This window comes from Winogradskyella sp. (genome assembly GCF_013213975.1).
Taxonomy (GTDB): Bacteria; Bacteroidota; Bacteroidia; order Flavobacteriales; family Flavobacteriaceae; genus Winogradskyella.
This window is the reverse complement of the sequence record NZ_JABSST010000034.1, coordinates 1-22,155: the sequence shown is the minus strand read 5'-3', so window position 1 is coordinate 22,155 and position 22,155 is coordinate 1. Positions and strand designations below refer to the sequence as shown.

The following is a 22,155-nucleotide window of genomic DNA, read 5'->3' as shown; positions in this document are numbered from 1 at the left end:
GTATCTTTAATTACGTTTTTTTTTAATATAACTTTTAAAAACCAATCAAAATGCGACAGTTTATTGCTTTAGCAGCACTCTGCTTTTCATTATTAAGCTTTTCCCAAGGCACAAAATTATTAAGACAACCTACACTTCATGGCGATGACCTTGTATTTGTATATGCCAACGATTTATGGAAATCTTCTGTAAATGGAGGAACAGCAATTCGGTTAACGAGTGATGAAGGTTATGAATCTAGTCCTCACTTTTCTAATGATGGAAAAATGATTGCATTTACCGCTCAGTACGATGGCAATGTTGATGTTTTTGTTGTCCCTTTTGAAGGAGGTGAACCTAAACGATTAACGTATCACCCTGCAGGTGATTTTGTACAAGGCTGGACTCCAGACGGCAAGGTGTTATTTCGTTCAGGACGCGAAGCACAGCCAACAATGACCAATAAATTCTTTACGGTTTCAACTAATGGAGGTCTACCAGAAGCTTTGGATATTCGAAGGGCTGCTTATGGTGAAATGTCTCAAGACGGAAAGTATTTAGCTTATACTCCAATTACAGGTTGGGACGCAGAATGGCGTAATTATAGAGGTGGTCAGGCCATGCCTATTTGGGTAGTTGACATGAAGACAAAAGCTTTAATTAGAACCCCACAACCAACACAAGAACGTCATTTAGATCCTGTTTGGCTCGATGGAATAGTATATTTTATGTCTGAGCGCGATTACACTATGAATATTTGGTCGTTTGATCCAAAAACGAAAGAAGAAAAACAAATCACCTTTCATAAGAAATTCGATGTAAAAAGTTTGGATGCTAGTGATAGTAAGATTGTATACGAACAAGGTGGTTATTTACATGTATACGATCCAAGTTCAGGAAATACCAATCAGTTAATTATCAACGTTAAAGCAGACTTGAATTTTTACCGTACGAAGTGGGATAATGTTTCAGCTTTTCAGCTCAATAATCCAAATGTATCACCAAAAGGAAAAAGAGCCATTTTTGAGCATCGTGGTGAAATATTTACGGTACCTAAAGAAGACGGCACTTGGATGAATATTACCAACTCACCTGGTGTGGCAGATAGAAGTCCTATTTGGTCACCAAAAGGAAATAAAATTGCATGGTTCTCAGATAAGAGCGGTGAATATCAATTAATGATAGCTGATCAGGATGGGCAAAATGCTGAGGCCATAAACCTCCCTAATCCGACGTTTTACTTTCAACCAGACTGGTCACCAGATGGAAAGTACATTGCCTATACAGACACGCATTATAATATCTGGATCATAGATTTAGATAATAAAAAGACAAAAAAAGTAGCCACTGATCGTTATGCACACCCAAACCGATCTATGAATCCTGTTTGGTCTCCTGATAGTAAATGGATAGCATTTGCAAAACAACAGGAAAGTCATTTTAAAGCCATTTTTGCGTACAATATCGATTCTAAAAAAACAATACAACTAACAGATCCTATCGCAGATGCTATTTCACCAGTATGGGACGCTACTGGAAAGTACCTCTACACTTTAGCTAGTACCAATTATGGATTACAGAGTGGTTGGCTTGATATGAGTAATTATGATCCTGCTGCTAATCTTACTAGGAGTTTATACGCTGTAGTCTTAAGCGCAGATGACAAAGCACCTAACCTTCCTAAAAATGAGATGGAGGATGTTAAAAAAGAGGATAATAAGTCTGAAGGTAAGGACAAAAAAGAAGATAATAAATCTGAAGGTGTTACAATTACCATTGATGAATCCGGAATATTTGACCGAGCGGTTGCTTTAAGTCTTCCGTCGAGAAATTATGTGGCACTTTTGAAAGGTCCAAAACATAAAGTATTTATTGCAGAGTTAATTCCGAATACTAATGGCTTAAAAGTACACTCCTATGATGTAGAAAAAGAAAAAGCAACAGATTTTGCCGATGGAGTATCACAAATGGTAGCTTCAGACGACAGAAAATCGATACTATTATTCCAAAATGGAAACTGGGTACTTGCAGGAGCTTCTGCTCCCCCTAAGCCTGGAAAAGACAATCTTAAGATAACCATTAAGATTAAACTGGATCCAAAAGCCGAAGCGCATCAAATTTTTAAAGAGGGATGGCGTTACATGCGTGACTTTTTATATGTGGATAATGTCCATGGAGCACCTTGGGATGAGGTTTACAAATGGTATTCACCATGGATAGATCATGTAAGACATAGGACAGACCTCAACTATGTTGTCGATATTATGAGTGGTGAGGTTGCTGTTGGTCATTCATATGTTTCTGGTGGTGATTTTCCAAATGTCAATCGTGTTCCAGTAGGCTTACTAGGCTGCGATTTAAAGCTCAATAATGGCAAATATCAAATCTCAAAAATTTACAATGGCGAACGTTGGAATCCTAACATAACAGCACCACTAGCGCAACCTGGGATTAATGTCAATGAAGGAGATTTCATTCTAGCTATTGATGGTAAAACCTTAGATGCAAATACAAATCCTTATGAATTATTAGAGCAAACTGCAGGAAGAGAAATAAACATTGTAGTGAATTCACAACCTAATATGACGAATTCTCGTACAGTTTTAGTTAAACCAGTAAGCAATGAGCGAGGACTAAGAACTATTGATTGGGTCGAGAGTAACCGTAGAAAAGTGGATGAATTATCTAACGGCAAATTAGCCTATGTTTATGTTCCTAATACTGGTGGAGGTGGTTTTACATCATTTAATAGATACTATTTCTCACAACAAGATAAAAAAGGTGTTGTTATCGACGAGCGTAATAATGGCGGTGGATCTGCTGCAGACTATATGATCGATATAATGTCACGTGAATTGTTTGGGTACTTTAACAGTAAGGCTGGTGATAAGCGACCATGGACAACACCAATCGCAGGAATATGGGGACCAAAAGTAATGTTGATTAACGAACGTGCAGGATCTGGTGGTGATTTATTACCATACATGTTTAAGATGAAAAACCTTGGACCTTTAATTGGTACTCGAACTTGGGGAGGATTAGTTGGTACTTGGGATACTCCACGTTTTATTGATGGTGGTCGAATGGTTGCTCCACGGGGAGGATTTTATGATGTTAATGGTGAATGGGCAGTTGAAGGAGAAGGCGTTGCGCCAGACATAGAAGTCATTCAGCATCCAAAAGAAACATCCGCTGGTAATGACCCTCAATTAGAACGTGCTGTTCAAGAGGCATTAAACTTATTAAAAGGAAACGAGTTTGAGCTTAAGCCAGAACCTAAAGCTCCTGTGCGTTGGAAACGACCAGCTGGTTACAAAGCGGACAATTAATTAGTGTTTGGCGTTTCTTAATGAGCTTAAATCTCAATTTGAGACCCATAGAAATGAATCAAATATCCAACAAATGGAGACAAACATGAAACATCTGTTTCCATTTGTTGGCATTAAATTACCTGTTAGAAAAGCCATTAGCTAGGCATTGAGAATCTGTGCAAAAATAGATATGTTTGCGGTTAATACTTACGATAATACAATAGAACAAAAAATTTTAGGTAAACGAGAAGTTCTAAAACATCTAATATGAAATACGACGTTGTAATTCTCACAGATCAAAAACATGCCTATCCTAGCAACATTGATAATTACACTAAAAATGTTATTACAGAAGATGCCATTGTCGCTAATGCCTTAGGAAAACTTGGATTAAAAGTAATTCGTTTAGCTTGGAGCGATGCGCATTTCGATTGGTCTACGACTAAAGCTGTGCTCTTTCGAACGACTTGGGATTATTTTGATGACTTCTCAAGATTTTCAAATTGGTTAAATAAGGTATCAAAGCAAACCATGCTCATTAATTCCGAAGCGATAATTAGGTGGAATTTAGATAAGCATTACTTAAAGGATTTAGAACAAAACGGTGTTCATATCGCAGAAACACATTTTATTGAACGCGGTTCAACAGATACTTTAGAAGCTCTCCATGAACAATCAAGTTGGCAGGAAACTGTTTTAAAGCCTTGTGTTTCTGGTGCTGCGCGCCATACTTATAAATTAAATACTGAGACAGTTGCACAGCATGAATCCATATTTAAATCCTTAATTAAAACTGAAGCTATGATGCTTCAACCTTTTCAACATCGCATAGTTTCTGAAGGTGAGATTTCAATGATGGTATTTAATGGTCAATTTACACACGCCATTCTAAAGAAAGCTAAGGCAGGTGATTTTAGAGTTCAAGATGATTTTGGAGGTAGTGTACATGACTATTCCCCAACCTTGAAAGAAATTGAATTCGCAGAAAATACAGTAAGAGCCTGTGCAGAACTGCCCTTGTATGCACGAGTTGATATATTTAATGATAATGATGGTGAAATTGCATTGGCAGAGTTAGAGCTTGTAGAACCAGAATTATGGTTTAGACATCATCCAGATTCTGCACTAATTCTAGCTGATGCGATTAAAGAAAGGCTATCTTTGTTATAAATTATTTCTTTTGGCAAAAACATCGAAATCTAAGCGCATTCTAAAAATTGTTGGTGGAATCATTATTTTTTTCACTTTACCTACACTGCTCTTCTTTGCCTTTATGTATTTAAGATATAATGAAGACTTACCAGTCGGAAAACAAGGTCCTGAAGCTGATCTTTTGGCTAAGTCTATGCTTAAGGCACTAAATGAAGAAGCCTATCTCAATACTGATTACTTAGAATGGACCTTTAAGAGTAGAAACCATTACAAATGGTATAAAACTGATAATGTCTGTGAAGTTTCTTGGGATGCCATGACGGTAATTCTAGACCTGAAAGACTCTAAAAATTCTAAGGTATTTGCTGGCGAGCAAGAATACAATGGTAAAGAAAAGCAAGACTATATAGAAAAAGCTCTTACCTACTTTAATAACGATTCGTTTTGGTTAGTTGCGCCATACAAGGTTTTTGATAACGGCACAGAGCGGAGTATCGTCCAGACAGAGGCTGGTCAACAAGCCTTATTGATTACTTACACTAAAGGTGGTACGACACCTGGTGATTCTTACCTGTGGCATTTCGACGAAAGTGGTAAACCTAAAAGTTATCAAATGTGGGTAGATATATTACCCATTAATGGATTAGAAGCAACTTGGGATCAATGGACCGAAACTGAAAGCGGTGCGCTTTTACCAACAACTCACAAGTTATTCTTTTTGGACTTGGATATGGGTGCAGTTAGAGGCTTGCAAATACAATAAAAGCAACTAGACTTATTTAGATCTTTGGCCCACAAATTGCTGCGTTTTTAATTTAAACAAGACATTAAAACTTGTTAAACTTCCATAGCAACGCGTTATATATTGTTGTAAATCTACTTTTTCCTGTTCATCCAGATTACTCGAATTAATTTTTTGCTCCATAACCCGAAGGCGATCCCTAACCATCGTTATTTTATGAAAAAACTTGTCTATTGGTAATTCACTTGCTTTTAAATTTTCATCACCAGGTTGCATAATTAGCTTTCCGCCTTTCCACTTCTCGCCAATAGCTATTACTTCAGAAACATCAGACCATTTTTTAAGGATGTCTTTTAAACTTTTCTCTACTTCATAAAAACTAACCGTATCAACATCATCTTCTGCTGCTTCAATCACTTCAAAATCTGAGTCTAATTCCAAAGTCTCTAAGCCATTGTCTATAAATGTGACCCAATAGTGTTTTGATGTAACGTTAGTTACTACACCTTTACCATATTCCGAATGTTGGATTCTTGATCCTATACCTAATAGTTTCATATATTTATTTAATCTTTATAACTTATTTTATTCTCTTATACCACCGCTTTCTTCATCAATAATGACATCTGTCTTGTAGCGTTTCACTGAAACCTTTATAAGTCCTATAACTACACTCTGCTTTCGATGGTTTGATATAATGGGCTTACCTCCATCTTTTAGTAATATCCAGCCGTCTTCGTATGGCCCCACACACCTATACAAAATACGCTTTTTAGCTAAAACATGCACGAAAGCAACAAGTTTAAGCTTCAATTGACTTTTAACGTGCTTTGACCAATAATTAGTGTCTAAACATATGCGCTATCCATCTTGGAAAACAAGATACTAAAAGGGTCAAACAAAACAACTATTAAAACCATATTATAGCTTAAATTTAAAAATTCATGAATATGATTGCTTAAATTGATTTTTCTTGATAATTTTATACTATTCTTAATTTACAAGCTTTTAATTATGAAAAAAGTAGTTTTCATCCTCTTATTTTTCGGATTTTGTTTTACAATTAATGCACAGTCTGAGCCAAAAGTTGGAGATGAATTAGTTATAAATGCGCAAAAAGGGCAATCCTATAATTACATTAAGTTCCCTAAACTTAACACGCTTAACAAACGTGGAAAAATAGCCAATTATAAAAGCGTTCATGGTGATATTGTAATTATCGATGAAGTTATGACTGATAAAAACAACACTACATATGTGGTTTTAAAGAAAAAAGATGGTTCAAAATTCTTTGGTCTTAATTCTACAGTGAAAGCAAACTATGCAAAGGCTTTGGAGTCTGGTGAGATGTCTAAAGGTTAATTATAACCAATTTTCACCATACAAAAGCGCTTATAATCAAGGGCTTCTTTTACCTTTTTTTGTTAAGTAATTTCTAGTTAAGGGGCAAACCTTCACACTAAATTAACAAGTAAATATTGTACCTTTACCGTTTTCCTAAATACTTTGAAAAAAGATATTTTCTATGAGCATAGCCGACGACGCTATTGAGGTTAAAGGCGCAAGAGCCCACAATCTAAAAAACATTGATGTTACTATACCTCGAGAGAAACTTGTTGTTATAACAGGTCTTTCTGGAAGTGGTAAATCCTCATTGGCGTTCGATACAATTTATGCCGAAGGTCAAAGGCGTTACATTGAAACGTTTTCCGCTTATGCGCGACAATTTTTAGGTAGTTTAGAACGTCCTGATGTGGATAAAATCGATGGGCTTTCTCCAGTCATTGCTATAGAACAAAAAACCACAAGTAAGTCTCCACGATCAACAGTAGGGACTATAACAGAGATTTATGACTTTTTACGTTTACTTTTTGCCAGAGCTGCAGATGCCTACAGTTATGAAACAGGCGAGAAAATGGTAAGCTATAGTGATGAACAAATCAAAGAACTTATACTAAAATCTTATCAAGGCAAAAAAATTAACATTCTATCCCCAAAAATTAGATCAAGAAAAGGACATTACCGTGAATTGTTTGAACAAATTGCAAAGCAAGGCTTTGTAAAAGTACGAACAGATGGTGAAATTGTTGATCTTGAAAAAGGGATGAAACTCGATCGCTATAAAACCCACGATATAGAGATTGTCATCGACAGACTCAAAATAGACAAAACTAAGGATAATGAGAAACGCCTCATGGAATCGATTAATACCGCCATGTACCATGGGGATGATGTACTCATGATCATTGATCAAGAAACCAATGAGACTCGATACTTTAGCCGAAATCTTATGTGTCCATCATCTGGTATTTCTTACCCTAATCCTGAACCTAATAATTTTTCCTTTAACTCACCAAAAGGTGCTTGTCCAAACTGTAATGGCATCGGTGAACTATACGTGGTTAATGAGAAGAAAATAGTCCCTGACGTAACGCTTTCTATTAAAAACGGGGCTTTAGCACCACATGGACCAGAAAAAAAGAGTTGGATTTTTAAACAATTTCAAACCATAGCGCAACGCTTCGATTTTTCGCTTAGCGATCCATGGAAAGACATTCCAGAAGAAGCCAAACAAATTATACTTTTTGGCGGAAAAGACAGCTTTGAAGTTGAAAGTAAACTTCTTGGTGTAAAACGCAACTACAATATCGATTTTGAAGGTGTTGCCAACTTTATTGAAAGTCAATACAAATCCAACTCTACGTCTTTAGTGCGTTGGGCCAAAGAATATATGGATAAAGTGCCATGTTCTGTTTGTGAAGGATCTCGCCTACGCAAAGAATCCTTAAACTTCAAAGTTGATGGAAAGAATATTGCTGAGATCGTTAACATGGATATTACTGAACTTGGAGAATGGTTAGAAGGTTTAAACGATCGTATTTCTGAAAAACAAAAAAAGATTTCAGAAGAAATCATAAAAGAAATTAAAGCAAGAACACAGTTTTTACTAGATGTTGGCTTGACCTATTTATCACTTAACAGAAGTTCTAAATCACTTTCTGGAGGGGAGGCACAACGCATAAGGCTTGCTACACAAATTGGATCTCAGTTAGTAGGAGTACTATACATTTTAGATGAGCCAAGTATTGGACTGCATCAACGAGATAACGAAAAACTGATCAACTCCCTTGTATCATTGCGAGATGTCGGAAACTCAGTAATTGTTGTTGAGCATGATAAGGATATGATTGAGCGCTCAGATCACGTTATTGATATAGGTCCTTTTGCAGGTAAGCATGGCGGTGAAATAATTAGTGAAGGAACACCAAAAGACTTACTCAAACACAATACACTTACTGCTGAGTATCTCAATGGCAAAAAGAAGATAGAGATCCCTAAAACCAGACGTAAAGGCAATGGCAAAAAGATTACGTTAAAAGGCTGCACAGGTAATAATCTTAAAAATGTAAATGTTGAATTTCCCTTAGGAAAAATGATTGGCGTTACAGGAGTTTCCGGTAGCGGTAAATCAACATTAATCAATGAGACACTTTACCCTATTCTTAATGCACATTATTTTAATGGTGTTAAAAAGCCAATGCCTTACAAGAGTATTTCAGGTTTAGAGCATATTGATAAGGTTATTGATATTAATCAATCACCAATTGGACGCACTCCGAGAAGTAATCCAGCAACTTACACAAAAACCTTTGATGAAATTAGGAAATTGTTTGCTCAGATTCCTGAGGCTATGATTAGAGGATATAAACCAGGTCGTTTTAGTTTTAATGTTGCCGGTGGACGTTGTGAAACATGTCACGGTGGTGGATTACGTGTTATTGAAATGAACTTCTTACCTGATGTTTATGTAGAATGCGAAACCTGTCAAGGCAAGCGTTTTAACAGAGAAACCTTAGAAATACGATATAAAGGAAAATCAATAAGTGATGTTCTGGATATGACTATAAACGAAGCCGTAAACTTTTTTGAACATATTCCTAAAATTCACAGAAAATTAAAGACAATAAAGGACGTTGGTCTTGGTTATATTACTTTAGGGCAACAGAGCACTACCCTTTCTGGCGGAGAAGCACAACGTATTAAGTTAGCTTCAGAATTAAGTAAACGAGATACTGGAAACACCTTCTACATACTTGATGAGCCCACAACTGGACTTCATTTTGAAGACATACGAGTATTGATGAAAGTTCTTAATAAGCTAGTAGACAAAGGCAATACCGTGTTAATTATAGAACACAACTTAGACGTTATTAAAACTGTAGATCATATTATCGATATTGGTTATGAAGGGGGAAAAGGCGGTGGTAAGGTCGTAGCCAAAGGAACACCAGAGGAAATTGTAAAAGATAAAAAAAGTCATACAGCTAAATTTTTAATAAAAGAGTTGAATTAACACTATATTGTACCAAGTCAGAATTAATTATTAAAGTTGACTCTGAGCGTAAAGAAATGATAAATAATATATGAGAAAAGAAAGTAAGCCTAAAGGCTGGAATGAAATTAAAACAAATGATTCATGGGCTATTTTTAAGATCATGGGTGAGTTTGTTAATGGTTATGAAAAGTTAAGTAAAATCGGGCCTTGTGTTTCCATTTTTGGATCTGCTCGTACCAAGCCAAACCACAAATATTATAAGCTCGCAGAAGAAGTGGCTCAAAAAATAGTAGCGCATGGTTATGGAGTAATCACTGGAGGCGGACCCGGTATTATGGAAGCTGGTAATAAAGGTGCTCATATAGCTGGCGGCACATCTGTTGGTTTAAATATTGAACTACCTTTTGAGCAACATGATAACCCATACATTGATAGAGACAAGAGTTTAGATTTTGATTATTTCTTTGTTAGAAAAGTCATGTTTGTGAAGTACTCACAAGGGTTTGTGGTTATGCCTGGTGGATTTGGCACTTTAGATGAACTTTTTGAAGCTATGACATTAATCCAAACTCATAAAATTGAAACCTTTCCTATTATTCTTGTAGGTAAAGAATTCTGGGAAGGACTAATTGACTGGGTAAAAAATACACTTCTTGAAGCTGGTAATATTAGCCCTAAAGATTTAGATTTAATTCAGATTGTGGATTCAGCAGATGAAGTTATAGATATATTAAACAAATTCTATGAAGAGTACAGATTAAGTCCAAATTTCTAAAAAACCTTATTTTAATTAGCTATGAAAAAGAAAAGACTAGGGTTTTTAGTGGTTATGTTATTGACAATACTTAATGTTTCTGCACAAGAAACATTCAAAGTTATGTTTTACAATCTACTAAATTACCCTTTAGAAGATGCCGTACCAAATCGTGAAGATGATTTAGATTTTATTTTATCTGACTACCAACCTGATTTATTTCTTGTTTGTGAATTAAATAATAGCACAGGTGCCGATAATGTATTAGATATTACTAGAACAGCCATAACTTCTAATTATGAAATGGCTACCTATGTTTCCAACACCTCTGATGATACCTCGGGAGATCAGAACAACCTGCAAAATCAGCTGTATTATGACAGTACAAAGTTTATTTTGGACCAGGAAATTATTGTTCCTACAAATTTAAGAGATTTCAATATTTACAAACTGGTACTTAATACTGTGGATCAAGCTACTAACCCAGTAGAACTTTACGTAGTGGTTTGCCATTTAAAAGCCTCAAGCGGAACCATCAATGCCCAAAGACGTTTTGATATGGTTGTAGAATTAGACAATTTTTTGAGTTCACTGCCGGCTGACTCTAACGTACTACTAGGTGGTGATTTGAACATTTATACAAGTACAGAACCAGCCTTTCAATTGTTATTGCAGGATACAAATAACATTACCTTCGCAGATCCAGCAGATCGCGTTGGCAGTTGGAATAACAATCCAAATTTTGTCGATGTCTTTACCCAATCCACAAGAACACAGTCTGGTTTAGGTGGATCAACTGGAGGATTTGATGATCGCTTCGATTTCATCTTAACTTCAGAGAATATGTTAAGTACAGCCACTATTACCTATGTGCCGGACTCTTACCAAGTTTATGGAAACAATGGTTTATCAGCATGTTATAATAATGCCATAAATTCATCAGCTTGCGCCATTCCTGGGTCCCAGTTTTCATTTGACGTAAGAGATGCACTTCACAATTTTAGCGATCATTTACCAGTAACTGTTTCTATCGAGGCCAATGTAACCTTATCTAATGAAGAATTTAATTTAAGCGCGAACGATATCTATTTAGAAAAAAGCGTAACTAATTCAAATTTAATAATTTACATTAATTCACCTAAATATTTTAATCAATCATTTGAGATTTTCAATAATTTGGGCCAAACCGTTAAAACACTATCTCTAAATTCAGACTCAAGACAAACTTTTGAAATTGGCGACCTTAATAATGGGGTTTACTATTTGAAATTATCGAAGTTTAATAATAGAACATTAAAATTTGTGATTTCTAATTGATTAGACGAATTTACATAGCGATTATTCTAAGTTTTCTTAACGCACTAATTTTTGCACAAAACAAAATTGATGTTGCTGCAGACGTTGATGTTGAAAACAAAACAATTACTATATCTCAAATAATTGAATACAAAAATGAGACTGAGATAACACTACGTGAAATTTATCTTCATGATTGGAACAACAGTTTTTCAAGTAAGTCTACACCTCTAGCAAAACGCTTTGAAGAAGAGTTTAGTACTAAATTTCATCTTGCTAAAAAAGAACAACGCGGTTACACCGAAATCCAATCTATTAAAAGTGAGAATAATACTTTAAATTTTAATTACCTCGAAGCTCAACCAGACGTTATAAAGGTTATATTGAACGAACCTCTTGATCCTCAAGACTCTTATAAGATTAAACTAGACTATAGTATTGTTTTGCCAGACGCAACGTTCACTGATTTTGGATTCACAAAAAACAAAGATTTTGAGCTAAAATATTGGTACATACTTCCAGCGGTGTTTGATGGTAAGTGGCACTATTACAGCAATAAGAATCTTGATGATCTTTATATTCCAAAATCTGATATTACCATAGTACTATCACACCCTTTAAACTATAGAGCTACTTCGGAATTGGACATAATTTCGATGAATCCTAATTCAGAAACTAAACGTCAAACGACTATTCTAAATGGAAAAGATAGGGTTGATACCTATTTATCCATTAACAAATTTCCTCGTTATGGATTTATTCAGACTGACGATTTTATTCTTATTTCAAACATTAATGAAAAAGGCTTACCTGGCAGTGATAAGGCTATTTTAACAGACAGAATCACACGATACTTAACAAAAAACCTAGGAGAGTATCCGCATAAACAATTATTAGTTTCCTCAATAGAGTACAGCAAAAACCCTTTGTATGGCCTTAATCAACTACCCGATTTTTTGCGTCCATTCCCAGATCAATTTCAATACGAACTGAAACTTTTAAAAACAGCCTTAAAGAAATATATAGACAATATACTGTTGTTAAACCCCAGGAAAGAACATTGGTTAAGTGAAGGTCTTCAAATCTATTTTATGATTAAATATGTTGAAGAGTATTATCCAGACATGAAATTATTGGGGACTTTAGCAAATGTTTGGGGAATTAGAGCTTTTCATGCAGCAGAACTGGATTTCAATTTTCAGTATTTCTTGTATTCTATGGAGCTGGCACGTAAAAATAGAGACCAACCTTTAAGCACTTCAAAAGATTCCTTACTTAAGTTTAACGCCAATATTGCTGGTAAATACAAGGCTGGTGTAGGCTTAAATTATCTGGATAAATTCACAGAAGATATGAGACTGTCTGAAGTAATTACAGATTTTTTAAAAAGCCATAAACTGAAAACAGTTTCAATATCGGACTTTGAATCCTATTTAAATTCTAGAACAGACCGGAATATAGATTGGTTTTTTAACGATTATATTAGGACTAGAAAAAAAATAGACTTTAAGATAAAGTCAGTCGAAGTTGTGGACGATTCTATACTAGTTACTATTAAAAATAAGCGTAAAAATACAATGCCCGTTTCTCTTTTTAAGGTTAGTAAGGACTCAGTAATTGACTCACAATGGGTCGAAAACATCACAGAAACTAAAACAGTAAAGCTTTCTAAAGACGATACAGATAAATTTGTTCTTGATTATTATAATGTAATCCCAGAATTTAATCAACGTGACAATTACAAAACGCTTAACGGGTCTTTCTTAAATAACAAACCATTTCAATTTAGGTTATTTAAAGATATTGAAGACCCTTATTACAATCAGGTTTTCTTTATGCCTTTAGTAGAGTTTAAGAATATTTACGATGGCCTTACACTGGGGGCAAAAATTTACAACAAAACTATCCTGAGAAAACGTCTTAACTATCGTTTTTCGCCGCAATATGCAACAAAATCAAAAGCATTAACAGGATCAACCTCTATTTTTTACACCCACAATATAGAAGACAAGAGCCTTTTTGATATCACTTATGGCATTTCTGCGGGATATCAATCTTTTGCTAAAGACGCCTTTTTTACTAGAATTAGACCTTCTATTTCGTTCAGATTTAGAAATAATAATGATTTTAGAGCGGATAAAATTGATAATATTACTGCAAGATATGTCAGCATTAAGAGAGAATTAGGAAAGGATGCCGTTGTGGAGATAGACGAACCTGATTACGGAGTCTTTAATATAAGATATACACATTTTAATCCTGGAAGAATTAACTTCTCAAGCTTCAGTACAGATTTTCAGGTGGCTAGTAATTTTAGTAAGCTATCCTTTAATTATGAATTTAGAAAACTTACGAAGAGCAACCGTAATATTAACTTAAGACTATTTACAGGTCTTTTCTTAAAAAACAATACGGATCCTAACTCAGACTTTTTCAGTTTTGCACTTGACCGTCCAACAGATTATTTGTTTGACTTAAACTACTTAGGGCGCTCTGAAGACGCAGGATTATTTAGTCAACAAATTATTATTGCCGAAGGTGGTTTTAAATCCATGCTAGATACACCTTATGCAAATCAATGGATCACGACAGCTAACTTTAGCACATCGATCTGGAGATATATTCAAGCTTATGGTGATGTGGGTTTGGTTAAAAATAAATTTGAAAGCGCAAATTTTGTTTATGATTCAGGTATAAGACTTAACCTGGTAGAAGACTTTTTTGAACTTTACTTCCCTGTGTATTCTAATCTTGGTTGGGAAATAGCACAATCAAATTATGACCAACGTATTCGCTTTATTATTACTGTAGACCCCCAAGTTTTACTAGGTTTGTTTAGACGTAAATGGTATTAAAAGATTCTTATTGAAAAGTTAAATTAATAGATTATTTTTAATAAAATTTAATTTTTACCCCTTTTTATTGATAATTTTTCAAAATTATAACATTTAAGGCTATTGCAAAAGACCATCCAATTTCTTAATTTCGCATCATTAATTTAGCCTAACATGAAGACCAATTCTGACGCAAAAACAGAGATTACATTCGAAGACTTTAAAGCTCAAGTTATCAATGATTATAAACTTGCAGTAACCAGTCGCGAATGTAGCTTACTTGGTCGCAGGGAGGTTTTGACAGGAAAAGCTAAGTTTGGAATTTTTGGTGACGGTAAGGAGATTCCTCAAATAGCTTGGGCTAAAGCCTTTAAAAATGGTGACTTTAGATCGGGTTATTACAGAGATCAAACCTTCATGATGGCCATTGGAGAGCTTACAATTGAACAGTTTTTTGCTGGATTATATGCGACTACTGATATTAAAGAGGAACCAATGTCAGCAGGTCGACAAATGGGTGGACACTTCGCAACACATAGTTTAGATGAGCGTGGAAATTGGAAGAATCTTACCGAACAAAAAAATTCAAGTGCTGACATCTCACCTACTGCAGGTCAAATGCCGAGACTACTAGGGTTAGCGCAGGCCTCGAAAATTTATAGACATGTAGAAGGCATAGATACCACTAAATTTTCAAAAGAAGGAAATGAAATAGCTTGGGGAACCATTGGTAATGCCAGTACCTCGGAAGGCTTATTTTTCGAGACTATTAATGCAGCAGGTGTTTTACAAGTTCCAATGATCATTAGTGTTTGGGATGATGAATATGGTATATCTGTTCCTGCCAAATATCAAACAACTAAAGAAAATATTTCTGAAATACTTAGTGGCTTTCAGCGCGATAATGAAAATGAAGGCTATGAGATTTTGCGTGTTAAAGGTTGGGATTATGTTAACTTGACTGAGACTTATGAAATGGCTGGTAAAATTGCTAGAGAAGAACATGTACCAGTACTTATTCATGTACAAGAATTAACACAACCTCAAGGACATTCTACTTCAGGGTCTCATGAACGCTACAAGTCACAGGACAGACTTGCTTGGGAAAGAGAATACGACTGCAATTTGCAAATGCGCAACTGGATGCTCTCCCATAATATATCAACAGAAGAAGAACTTGCAGCTATTGAACGAGATATAAAAAAGCAAGTAAGAGAGGGTAAGAAAGCAGCTTGGAACAACTATTTAAAGCCTATTTTGAAGCAAAAGCATGAATGTGTTGCGCTTCTTAAAGATGTAGCGCAAAATAGTAGCAATAAGGTTTTCATTGAAAAGTTAATGAACGACTTAAGCGATATTAGCGAACCCAATCGTAAAGATGTTATTTCAACAGCAAGAAGAGCATTACGCTACCTACTTACCGATAATTCCAATGCTAAAAGTGCATTATTAGATTGGATTGAAAATTTCTTTGCAGAGGTACAACCAAAATACAGTTCGGATTTAATTAACGAAACCGAATCAGCGGTAATTAATGTTAAGGAAGTTAAGCCAACCTACGATAATACAACAGAATTAGTTGATGGTAGAGTTATTATTCGCGATAATTTCGATGCAATTTTCAGTAACTACCCTGAAGCATTAATTTTTGGTGAAGATACTGGTAATATTGGTGATGTTAACCAAGGATTAGAGGGTTTACAGGAAAAATATGGTGAATTAAGAATAGCCGACACAGGTATTAGAGAAGCTACTATTGTTGGCCAAGGTATTGGAATGGCCATGAGAGGATTACGGCCTATTGCCGAAATTCAATATCTGGATTATTTAATGTATGCCTTACAAATTATTAGTGATGATTTAGCTACAGTAAGATATAGAACCAAGAGTACGCAAAAAGCTCCTTTAATTGTTAGAACAAGAGGGCATCGTCTTGAAGGCATTTGGCATTCTGGATCTCAAATGGGTGGGATATTGAACTTAGTAAGAGGAATTCATATTCTTGTACCAAGAGATATGACAAAGGCCGCAGGTTTTTATAACACACTCTTAGAAAGTGATGAACCTGCTTTGGTTGTTGAATGTCTAAATGGTTATCGCCTCAAAGAACCAATGCCTAATAATATTGGTGCGTTTAAAACTCCGATTGGTGTAGTTGAAACTATTAAAGAAGGGTCAGACATAACCCTAGTTTCCTATGGATCTACAGTGAGAATTGTAGAACAAGCTGCTAAAGAGCTTATCGAAGTTGGTATTGATGCCGAGGTTATTGATGTACAGTCTTTACTGCCTTTAGATCTAAATCAAGATATCGTTAAGAGTGTTGCCAAGACTAACCGTTTAATGGTTATTGATGAAGATGTGCCTGGTGGTGCATCAGCATATATTTTAAATCATATCCTAAATGAGCAAAATGCATTTCAATACTTAGATAGTCAACCAAAAACTCTTGCCGCTAAACCACATCGTCCTGCCTATGGATCTGATGGTGATTATTTCTCGAAACCGTCTACTGAAGATGTTTTTGAAGCAGTTTATGAGGTTATGCACGAAATGAGTCCTATTGATTTTCCAAAATTGAGATAATTCTTCTACATTTAGGTTTAAAACCTGAAAATTTTGTTTCCCGATTTTAATAAGTGGAGCTTACCTCTTTTAATTCTTGTATTACAAGGATTAATATTTGTGGCATTATTATTCAATAGATATTTTAAAAAACGTAATCTTTCAGATATATTACTCGGTTTAATTTTATTGTTAACATGCTATAACCAAATATGCTATACTATTGGTTTTATGGGATGGTACGACACCTTTAGAAACACAAAAATCAATTACTTCCTTATTAACATCGCTGTAGCAATAGCACCGCTAATTTACCTATACATCAAGTCATTAACAACCTCTAAATTTAAGTTTAAGAAAAAATATTGGTGGCATTTCTCATTAGCAATTCTATATGTTGCTTACCGATTAAGTATATACACATATGATGCTTTACAGCCAGGATTTAAAGATACTCAAAATGGAATACTAAAAATTGAACTTGACGAAGCATATGTACAGGCAATCATGGGTTATATAGAGACACCATTTATGCTCATATATCTAGCCTTTACTTTTCAGCTTTTTTATAATTATAGAAAGAAGATCATTCAGTATTTTTCTAATACCTATAAGTTAGAATTAAATTGGATTCTTACCTTTTTGGTGTTATTTGGCTTTCTATTTGTCTACGGAACGATTCAAGACATTATTGGTTCTAGATTTATAGATTTAGGGTATCAGCAACGGTGGTGGCTAAACTTAACTATGGCCATTGTAACGCTTTATGTTGGTGTTAAAGGTTATTTTACAGATACTACAAAGCTTAATAAATTAGACTTTGCCTTTTCACCAAAAACAATTGGCATTCCAGAGGATGCTAACATTTTTGATGAAGAAAAATCAATTTCTGAAGAAGATATTACAACTGTTAGAGATTTGATGGAAACCGACAAGGCCTATTTAAATCCAGAACTCAACTTATCAGATTTAGCCAAAATGGCAAATATGTCACGAGGGCAACTATCGGAAATAGTAAATACAGCTTTCAATAAAAACTTTAACGACTTTGTAAATGGTTACCGCGTGGAGGCATTTAAAGATATGCTCAAAGAAAACAAGCACCAACAACTTTCGCTTTTAGGTATTGCTCAGGAATGCGGTTTTAATAGCAAAGCAACATTTAATCGTGTCTTTAAAAAGTTAACAGACCTCTCGCCTACCGAATTCTTAAAAAACAATTAAGTTAAGACGTCTCAAATCGTATTTAGGACGTTCTAGTACGTTATAAGTCGTCCTTTGGACATTCTTATCTGAAATTTGTGTCATCAGGCAATTTAAACCCTTTTGTTATGACACGAACAAAGTCAATCTTAAAAATTATTATTACACCTGCAGTTCACAAGTATTGGTTTGCAGATGCTCTTATTGCTATTCCAAGAATTTTATGTGGATTATGGTTAACAGCCGTGTTCGGTGCAGATAAATTTGGTATGCCATGGACTGCAGAAAGTCAAAATCTAAACTTATTTGAAGTCTCAGCATGGTTTCCTGAGGATGTTGCATCCTACGGTGGCATTTTTGCAATGGCACCTGTATTTTTTGCTTGGATGGGAGCATTCAGTGAAGCTGTTGGTGGTCTTCTTTTACTGCTCGGCCTTAAAACAAGAATTGCCTCATTTCTAATTATGTGCACAATGCTTGTTGCCATATTTATGCAAAAATGGAATCAAGGTCTTTGGGGAATGTTACCAGCAATAGGTTTCCTTTGGGTAGCATTATACAACTTCATTCTCGGTTCTGGCCGCTTCGGTTTAGACTACATAATCAGTAAAAAATTAAAATAATATACAAATTTAATACTCATGAAAACAATACTATTAACATTTAGCATTGTATTTTCGGTAGTAACCATTAATCCACAAAACAGCATTCAACTTTCAGATTTCAGTAGTATAGTTAATACGAGTTGGGAAGGTACACTGACCCATAGAGATTATCAATCTGGCCAATTAGAAACAGTAGACGCAACCATGCAGTTTAAAATCGAAGGTGATAAAATCATCACCAATGTGCAGTACACTTATGAACTTAATAAAAATCATAAAGGCTCAGTTAAAATTAAAAAGAACGGCACCTATTTCGGAAATGAAAAAGTAGTCAGTTTCAAAGAAGAGGATGGTACAAAAACACTTGTTACAACTTACAAAGGAAAAGACAAAAACCGAAAAGCAGAAATGTTTATAACACATACACTTACAGATAGTACCTACACAGTTTCTAAAGAAGTGGTGTATCTGGACACCAAGGAAAGACTAGTTAGAAACACTTATCAATACACCAAAATTCAATAATTATGAAAAATCTAAAATATATAATCATTCTGATAGGCTTTTTATCTCAAAGCTGTGTACAAGAAACTCATCAAAAAACTGTAACATTTAGAGTTGATATGACTTCCGTTCCTACAGCGAGCAATGTTGGTGTGAGAGGTAGCTTTACTGCTAACTCTTGGACTGAAACAGCACCTTTAACGGATAAAAATGGAGATGGCATTTATGAAGGGACCTTCTCGCAAAAAACAGCAATTAATGCTATTGAATTTAAGTTTATGAATAATAACGACTATGAGCTTAAAGGGCAAAATAATAGAACTATCAATTTTGAATATAAGCCCGAGACCATAGTATATGAGGCCGTCTTCAATAATCCAAATGGAGAACAAATTGTCATTAAAAATTAGATATAACAAGATCGGCCTGACGGTTCACAAAACACTTTAAAACAATGAAAAAAATACATATACTGCTATTATTAATTAGTAATGTAGCAATTGCTCAAGTAAAAGGAAATAAAAACATTGTAACCAAATCTTATGATGTAACATCTATAGAGGAAATAAAGATTAATCTTTATGCAAAGGTTACAATAGACCAATTAACTAAAGAAAGTTTGACCATAACAACTGATGGCAACCTTCTAGGTTTAATTGATAAAGATTTAGAGGATGGTAAACTACACTTAGATCAAAAAGAATGGATATCACCATCACAAGAAATTGTCATTTCTATAGGCGCACCTAATCTTAGACGTGTAGAAACTAGAACGCATGACATCACAAAGATCATCAATCTTGATAACGATTATCTACAAATTATGGCACCAATAGGAAATGTTATTGTAGAAGGAAAAACTAAAGAATTGAGAATTGGAGCAGAATTAGCCAAGGTTAATGCCTCCAGCACAGTTGCTGAGAAGGTGTTTGTAAACTTATGGGGCTGGGGAAATGTAACAGTAAACCCAATTGAACAATTATTGGCTGACGTTTCTAATGATGGTAAATTATTTTACATATCGAAACCAGAAAAGTTTGACGTTAAGAAGCAAAATGGCGGACAAATATTATCATTAAACGAAAAGGACAGTATTAAAAACCCTGAAGCCATTTTTATTAAATTAAGAATTAAAAATAATTCCTCATATAGAAACAATTTTTATGTAATTGGCCCTAAACCAGACGGTTCAAAGTTTAGATATGGTTTCCCTATGATGCCAAATGCAAAACGTCTAGAAAACTGGTCTGTTGGTACTAAAATTTACAAGGTTAATAGTCTAGGGTTTAGAAAACTCCTAATTACAATTAAAAAAGAAGATGAAGGTAAAGTTGTTGACCTGTTTTGATTAATTGAAATATAAATACTGAAACCATCATTTCTATGATGGTTTTTTTATATTTAACTACTAATCAATATTCAATGCTAACTAAATCCGATAAATCAATACTAAGAGGTATCATCTTTAGACATCTTGATGGAATAGCAACAGCCACATCTGCTTTTGCACTTCATAAAAAAGAGGTGCTTAACTATATACTAAAACACAAATTTGTTAATATAAAAAATCTAGCAGATGAGTTTAAGGCGAATGAAGGTTATTTAAATGTTGCATTAAGAGTTTTATCGTCCCAAGGATGGTTGGATCAACAATTAGATAATACAAGTAATGAGGTTAGTTATAAGATAAATTCAAATTCAGAAAACGCTTTTAAACTTGTTCCTTTATATGAAGATGCTGTGAATTTATTAAGGTACTCAGATCGCTTCGCAAATGAAAAAATGATAAGCCTTGACGCTTTCATTGCCTTAGAGCGTATTTTCAAATCTTTTGAGTCTAATTTTGATTTAGATATTTCTGATGAAACAACAGTAGAATACCAAGTCTATAAGCATATTGAAGGTGTTATTGCAGGGCCAATTATTGTTTTACTTGGTGTTAACGGATTATTCCATAAATACTTCATGGAAGCTTCATTTACTGCAGAAGAATATCACAAAGATCCTGAGAGTTTCAAAAAAATATTAGACTTCTTTGCGCATTTGGGCTGGTTTAAAAAAAAGCGTAACACCTATCAATTCACAGACAAGGGCTTATTTTTTGCTAAGCGTGCAAGTGCTTATGGTGTTACTGTTTCCTATATTCCAACCTTCATGGAATTAGATAATCTGATATTCGGAGATCCAATGGTATTAAAAACTGAAAATATTGGTGATACCGAAAAGCACGTACACAGAGAAATGAATGTCTGGGGAAGTGGAGGTGCTCATACCACGTATTTTAAGGTTATTGATGAAGTGATTATTGATTTATTCAATCGACCTATCGATCTACAACCAAAAGGTATCTTGGATATGGGTTGTGGTAATGGCGCATTTATAGAACACATTTTTAATGTTATTGAACAACAGACTGCACGAGGAAAGATGCTTGACGACCATCCCTTATTCTTAGTAGGAGCAGATTTTAATAAAGCAGCATTAAAAGTTACTAGAGCCAATTTAATTGCAGCCGATATCTGGGCAAAGGTTATTTGGGGAGATATCGGAAGACCGGATCTTTTAGCCAACGACCTCAAAGAAGATTATAACATTGAACTTCAAGATTTACTCAATGTACGCACATTCTTGGACCATAACCGTATTTGGGAAGCACCAAGACAGAAGTATGATTTTGTTAGCGACTCTACTGGTGCTTATGCATCTCATGGCAAACGGTTAAGTAATAATGATGTCGAAGCTTCATTATTAGAACATTTAAGTAAATGGAAACCTTATGTAGAAAAGTTTGGATTACTAATTATAGAACTTCATACCATCAGTCCAACTTTAACAGCTAAAAGCATAGGAAAAACTGCTGCTACAGCCTATGAT

General features: G+C 34.8%; 18 protein-coding genes. 16 read left to right on the top strand and 2 right to left on the bottom strand.

Annotation, left to right across the window (positions count from 1 at the left end; genetic code table 11):
* Nucleotides 1–50 precede the first annotated feature (50 nt).
* The 4 genes from HRU49_RS06900 to HRU49_RS06890 all read left to right on the top strand — a co-directional run bounded on the left by HRU49_RS06900 (nucleotide 51) and on the right by HRU49_RS06890 (nucleotide 5,205).
* The gene (locus HRU49_RS06900) at nucleotides 51–3,308 is read left to right on the top strand and encodes a S41 family peptidase (protein WP_296355511.1); all 3,258 of its coding nucleotides are present in this window, start codon (nucleotides 51–53) and stop codon (nucleotides 3,306–3,308) included.
* A gap of 7 nt (nucleotides 3,309–3,315) precedes the next feature.
* Nucleotides 3,316–3,453: a DNA alkylation repair protein gene (locus tag HRU49_RS14700; RefSeq protein WP_363146427.1), complete on the top strand. Its 138-nt coding sequence runs from the start codon at nucleotides 3,316–3,318 to the stop codon at nucleotides 3,451–3,453.
* A gap of 104 nt (nucleotides 3,454–3,557) precedes the next feature.
* On the top strand, nucleotides 3,558–4,460 hold the full coding sequence (locus HRU49_RS06895) for a hypothetical protein (protein WP_296355509.1): 903 nt from the start codon (nucleotides 3,558–3,560) through the stop codon (nucleotides 4,458–4,460).
* Nucleotides 4,461–4,470: 10 nt separating this feature from the next.
* Nucleotides 4,471–5,205: a hypothetical protein gene (locus HRU49_RS06890; RefSeq protein ID WP_296355508.1), complete on the top strand. Its 735-nt coding sequence runs from the start codon at nucleotides 4,471–4,473 to the stop codon at nucleotides 5,203–5,205.
* 12 nt (nucleotides 5,206–5,217) lie between these two features.
* Here the strand turns inward: HRU49_RS06890 and HRU49_RS06885 are convergent, their stop codons facing one another.
* Together HRU49_RS06885 and HRU49_RS06880 are read right to left on the bottom strand one after the other, a co-directional pair.
* Nucleotides 5,218–5,742 (bottom strand): hypothetical protein, encoded by a 525-nt coding sequence (locus tag HRU49_RS06885; RefSeq protein ID WP_296355505.1) that lies wholly within the window; start codon nucleotides 5,740–5,742, stop codon nucleotides 5,218–5,220.
* A 27-nt stretch (nucleotides 5,743–5,769) separates the two neighbouring features.
* Entirely contained in the window at nucleotides 5,770–5,946 is a 177-nt protein-coding gene (locus tag HRU49_RS06880) for a hypothetical protein (protein WP_296355502.1), read from the bottom strand.
* 252 nt (nucleotides 5,947–6,198) lie between these two features.
* On the opposite strand from HRU49_RS06880, the gene HRU49_RS06875 reads away from it, so the two are divergent.
* The 12 genes from HRU49_RS06875 to HRU49_RS06820 all read left to right on the top strand — a co-directional run.
* Nucleotides 6,199–6,546: a hypothetical protein gene (locus HRU49_RS06875; RefSeq protein ID WP_296355501.1), complete on the top strand. Its 348-nt coding sequence runs from the start codon at nucleotides 6,199–6,201 to the stop codon at nucleotides 6,544–6,546.
* A 163-nt stretch (nucleotides 6,547–6,709) separates the two neighbouring features.
* Nucleotides 6,710–9,538 (top strand): excinuclease ABC subunit UvrA, encoded by a 2,829-nt coding sequence (gene uvrA / locus HRU49_RS06870; protein WP_296355499.1) that lies wholly within the window; start codon nucleotides 6,710–6,712, stop codon nucleotides 9,536–9,538.
* A 70-nt stretch (nucleotides 9,539–9,608) separates the two neighbouring features.
* Nucleotides 9,609–10,295, top strand: a complete 687-nt coding sequence (locus HRU49_RS06865; protein ID WP_296355497.1) for a TIGR00730 family Rossman fold protein — start codon at nucleotides 9,609–9,611, stop codon at nucleotides 10,293–10,295.
* A gap of 21 nt (nucleotides 10,296–10,316) precedes the next feature.
* On the top strand, nucleotides 10,317–11,591 hold the full coding sequence (locus tag HRU49_RS06860; RefSeq protein ID WP_296355496.1) for a T9SS type A sorting domain-containing protein: 1,275 nt from the start codon (nucleotides 10,317–10,319) through the stop codon (nucleotides 11,589–11,591).
* Nucleotides 11,588–14,425, top strand: a complete 2,838-nt coding sequence (locus HRU49_RS06855) for a metalloprotease (RefSeq protein ID WP_296355494.1) — start codon at nucleotides 11,588–11,590, stop codon at nucleotides 14,423–14,425. The genes HRU49_RS06860 and HRU49_RS06855 overlap by 4 nt, the downstream gene beginning before the upstream one ends.
* A gap of 153 nt (nucleotides 14,426–14,578) precedes the next feature.
* Nucleotides 14,579–16,990 carry an alpha-ketoacid dehydrogenase subunit alpha/beta gene (locus HRU49_RS06850; protein WP_296355493.1) on the top strand — a complete coding sequence of 804 codons (2,412 nt, stop codon included), beginning with the start codon at nucleotides 14,579–14,581 and terminating at the stop codon, nucleotides 16,988–16,990.
* Nucleotides 16,991–17,200: 210 nt separating this feature from the next.
* A complete protein-coding gene (locus HRU49_RS06845; RefSeq protein ID WP_296355491.1) occupies nucleotides 17,201–18,193 on the top strand; it encodes a helix-turn-helix domain-containing protein in 993 nt (330 codons plus the stop codon).
* A 107-nt stretch (nucleotides 18,194–18,300) separates the two neighbouring features.
* On the top strand, nucleotides 18,301–18,795 hold the full coding sequence (locus tag HRU49_RS06840; RefSeq protein WP_296355489.1) for a DoxX family protein: 495 nt from the start codon (nucleotides 18,301–18,303) through the stop codon (nucleotides 18,793–18,795).
* Between the two features lie 18 nt (nucleotides 18,796–18,813).
* Nucleotides 18,814–19,302 (top strand): hypothetical protein, encoded by a 489-nt coding sequence (locus tag HRU49_RS06835; RefSeq protein WP_296355487.1) that lies wholly within the window; start codon nucleotides 18,814–18,816, stop codon nucleotides 19,300–19,302.
* Nucleotides 19,303–19,304: 2 nt separating this feature from the next.
* Complete coding sequence (locus tag HRU49_RS06830; RefSeq protein WP_296355485.1) at nucleotides 19,305–19,691, top strand: hypothetical protein; 387 nt, start codon at nucleotides 19,305–19,307, stop codon at nucleotides 19,689–19,691.
* A 44-nt stretch (nucleotides 19,692–19,735) separates the two neighbouring features.
* On the top strand, nucleotides 19,736–20,629 hold the full coding sequence (locus HRU49_RS06825) for a DUF2807 domain-containing protein (protein WP_296355483.1): 894 nt from the start codon (nucleotides 19,736–19,738) through the stop codon (nucleotides 20,627–20,629).
* Between the two features lie 74 nt (nucleotides 20,630–20,703).
* A partial coding sequence (locus tag HRU49_RS06820; RefSeq protein ID WP_296355481.1) for a class I SAM-dependent methyltransferase occupies nucleotides 20,704–22,155 on the top strand: 1,452 nt, incomplete at its 3' end.

Bases quoted from the DNA above. Each gene is read 5' to 3' on its own strand.
- HRU49_RS06900 (WP_296355511.1), top strand. From the start codon at position 51: ATGCGACAGTTTATTGCTTTAGCAGCACTCTGCTTTTCATTATTAAGC.
- HRU49_RS06895 (WP_296355509.1), top strand. From the start codon at position 3,558: ATGAAATACGACGTTGTAATTCTCACAGATCAAAAACATGCCTATCCT.
- HRU49_RS06885 (WP_296355505.1), bottom strand. From the start codon at position 5,742: ATGAAACTATTAGGTATAGGATCAAGAATCCAACATTCGGAATATGGT.
- HRU49_RS06875 (WP_296355501.1), top strand. From the start codon at position 6,199: ATGAAAAAAGTAGTTTTCATCCTCTTATTTTTCGGATTTTGTTTTACA.
- uvrA (WP_296355499.1), top strand. From the start codon at position 6,710: ATGAGCATAGCCGACGACGCTATTGAGGTTAAAGGCGCAAGAGCCCAC.
- HRU49_RS06865 (WP_296355497.1), top strand. From the start codon at position 9,609: ATGAGAAAAGAAAGTAAGCCTAAAGGCTGGAATGAAATTAAAACAAAT.
- HRU49_RS06860 (WP_296355496.1), top strand. From the start codon at position 10,317: ATGAAAAAGAAAAGACTAGGGTTTTTAGTGGTTATGTTATTGACAATA.
- HRU49_RS06850 (WP_296355493.1), top strand. From the start codon at position 14,579: ATGAAGACCAATTCTGACGCAAAAACAGAGATTACATTCGAAGACTTT.
- HRU49_RS06845 (WP_296355491.1), top strand. From the start codon at position 17,201: ATGGGATGGTACGACACCTTTAGAAACACAAAAATCAATTACTTCCTT.
- HRU49_RS06840 (WP_296355489.1), top strand. From the start codon at position 18,301: ATGACACGAACAAAGTCAATCTTAAAAATTATTATTACACCTGCAGTT.
- HRU49_RS06835 (WP_296355487.1), top strand. From the start codon at position 18,814: ATGAAAACAATACTATTAACATTTAGCATTGTATTTTCGGTAGTAACC.
- HRU49_RS06830 (WP_296355485.1), top strand. From the start codon at position 19,305: ATGAAAAATCTAAAATATATAATCATTCTGATAGGCTTTTTATCTCAA.
- HRU49_RS06825 (WP_296355483.1), top strand. From the start codon at position 19,736: ATGAAAAAAATACATATACTGCTATTATTAATTAGTAATGTAGCAATT.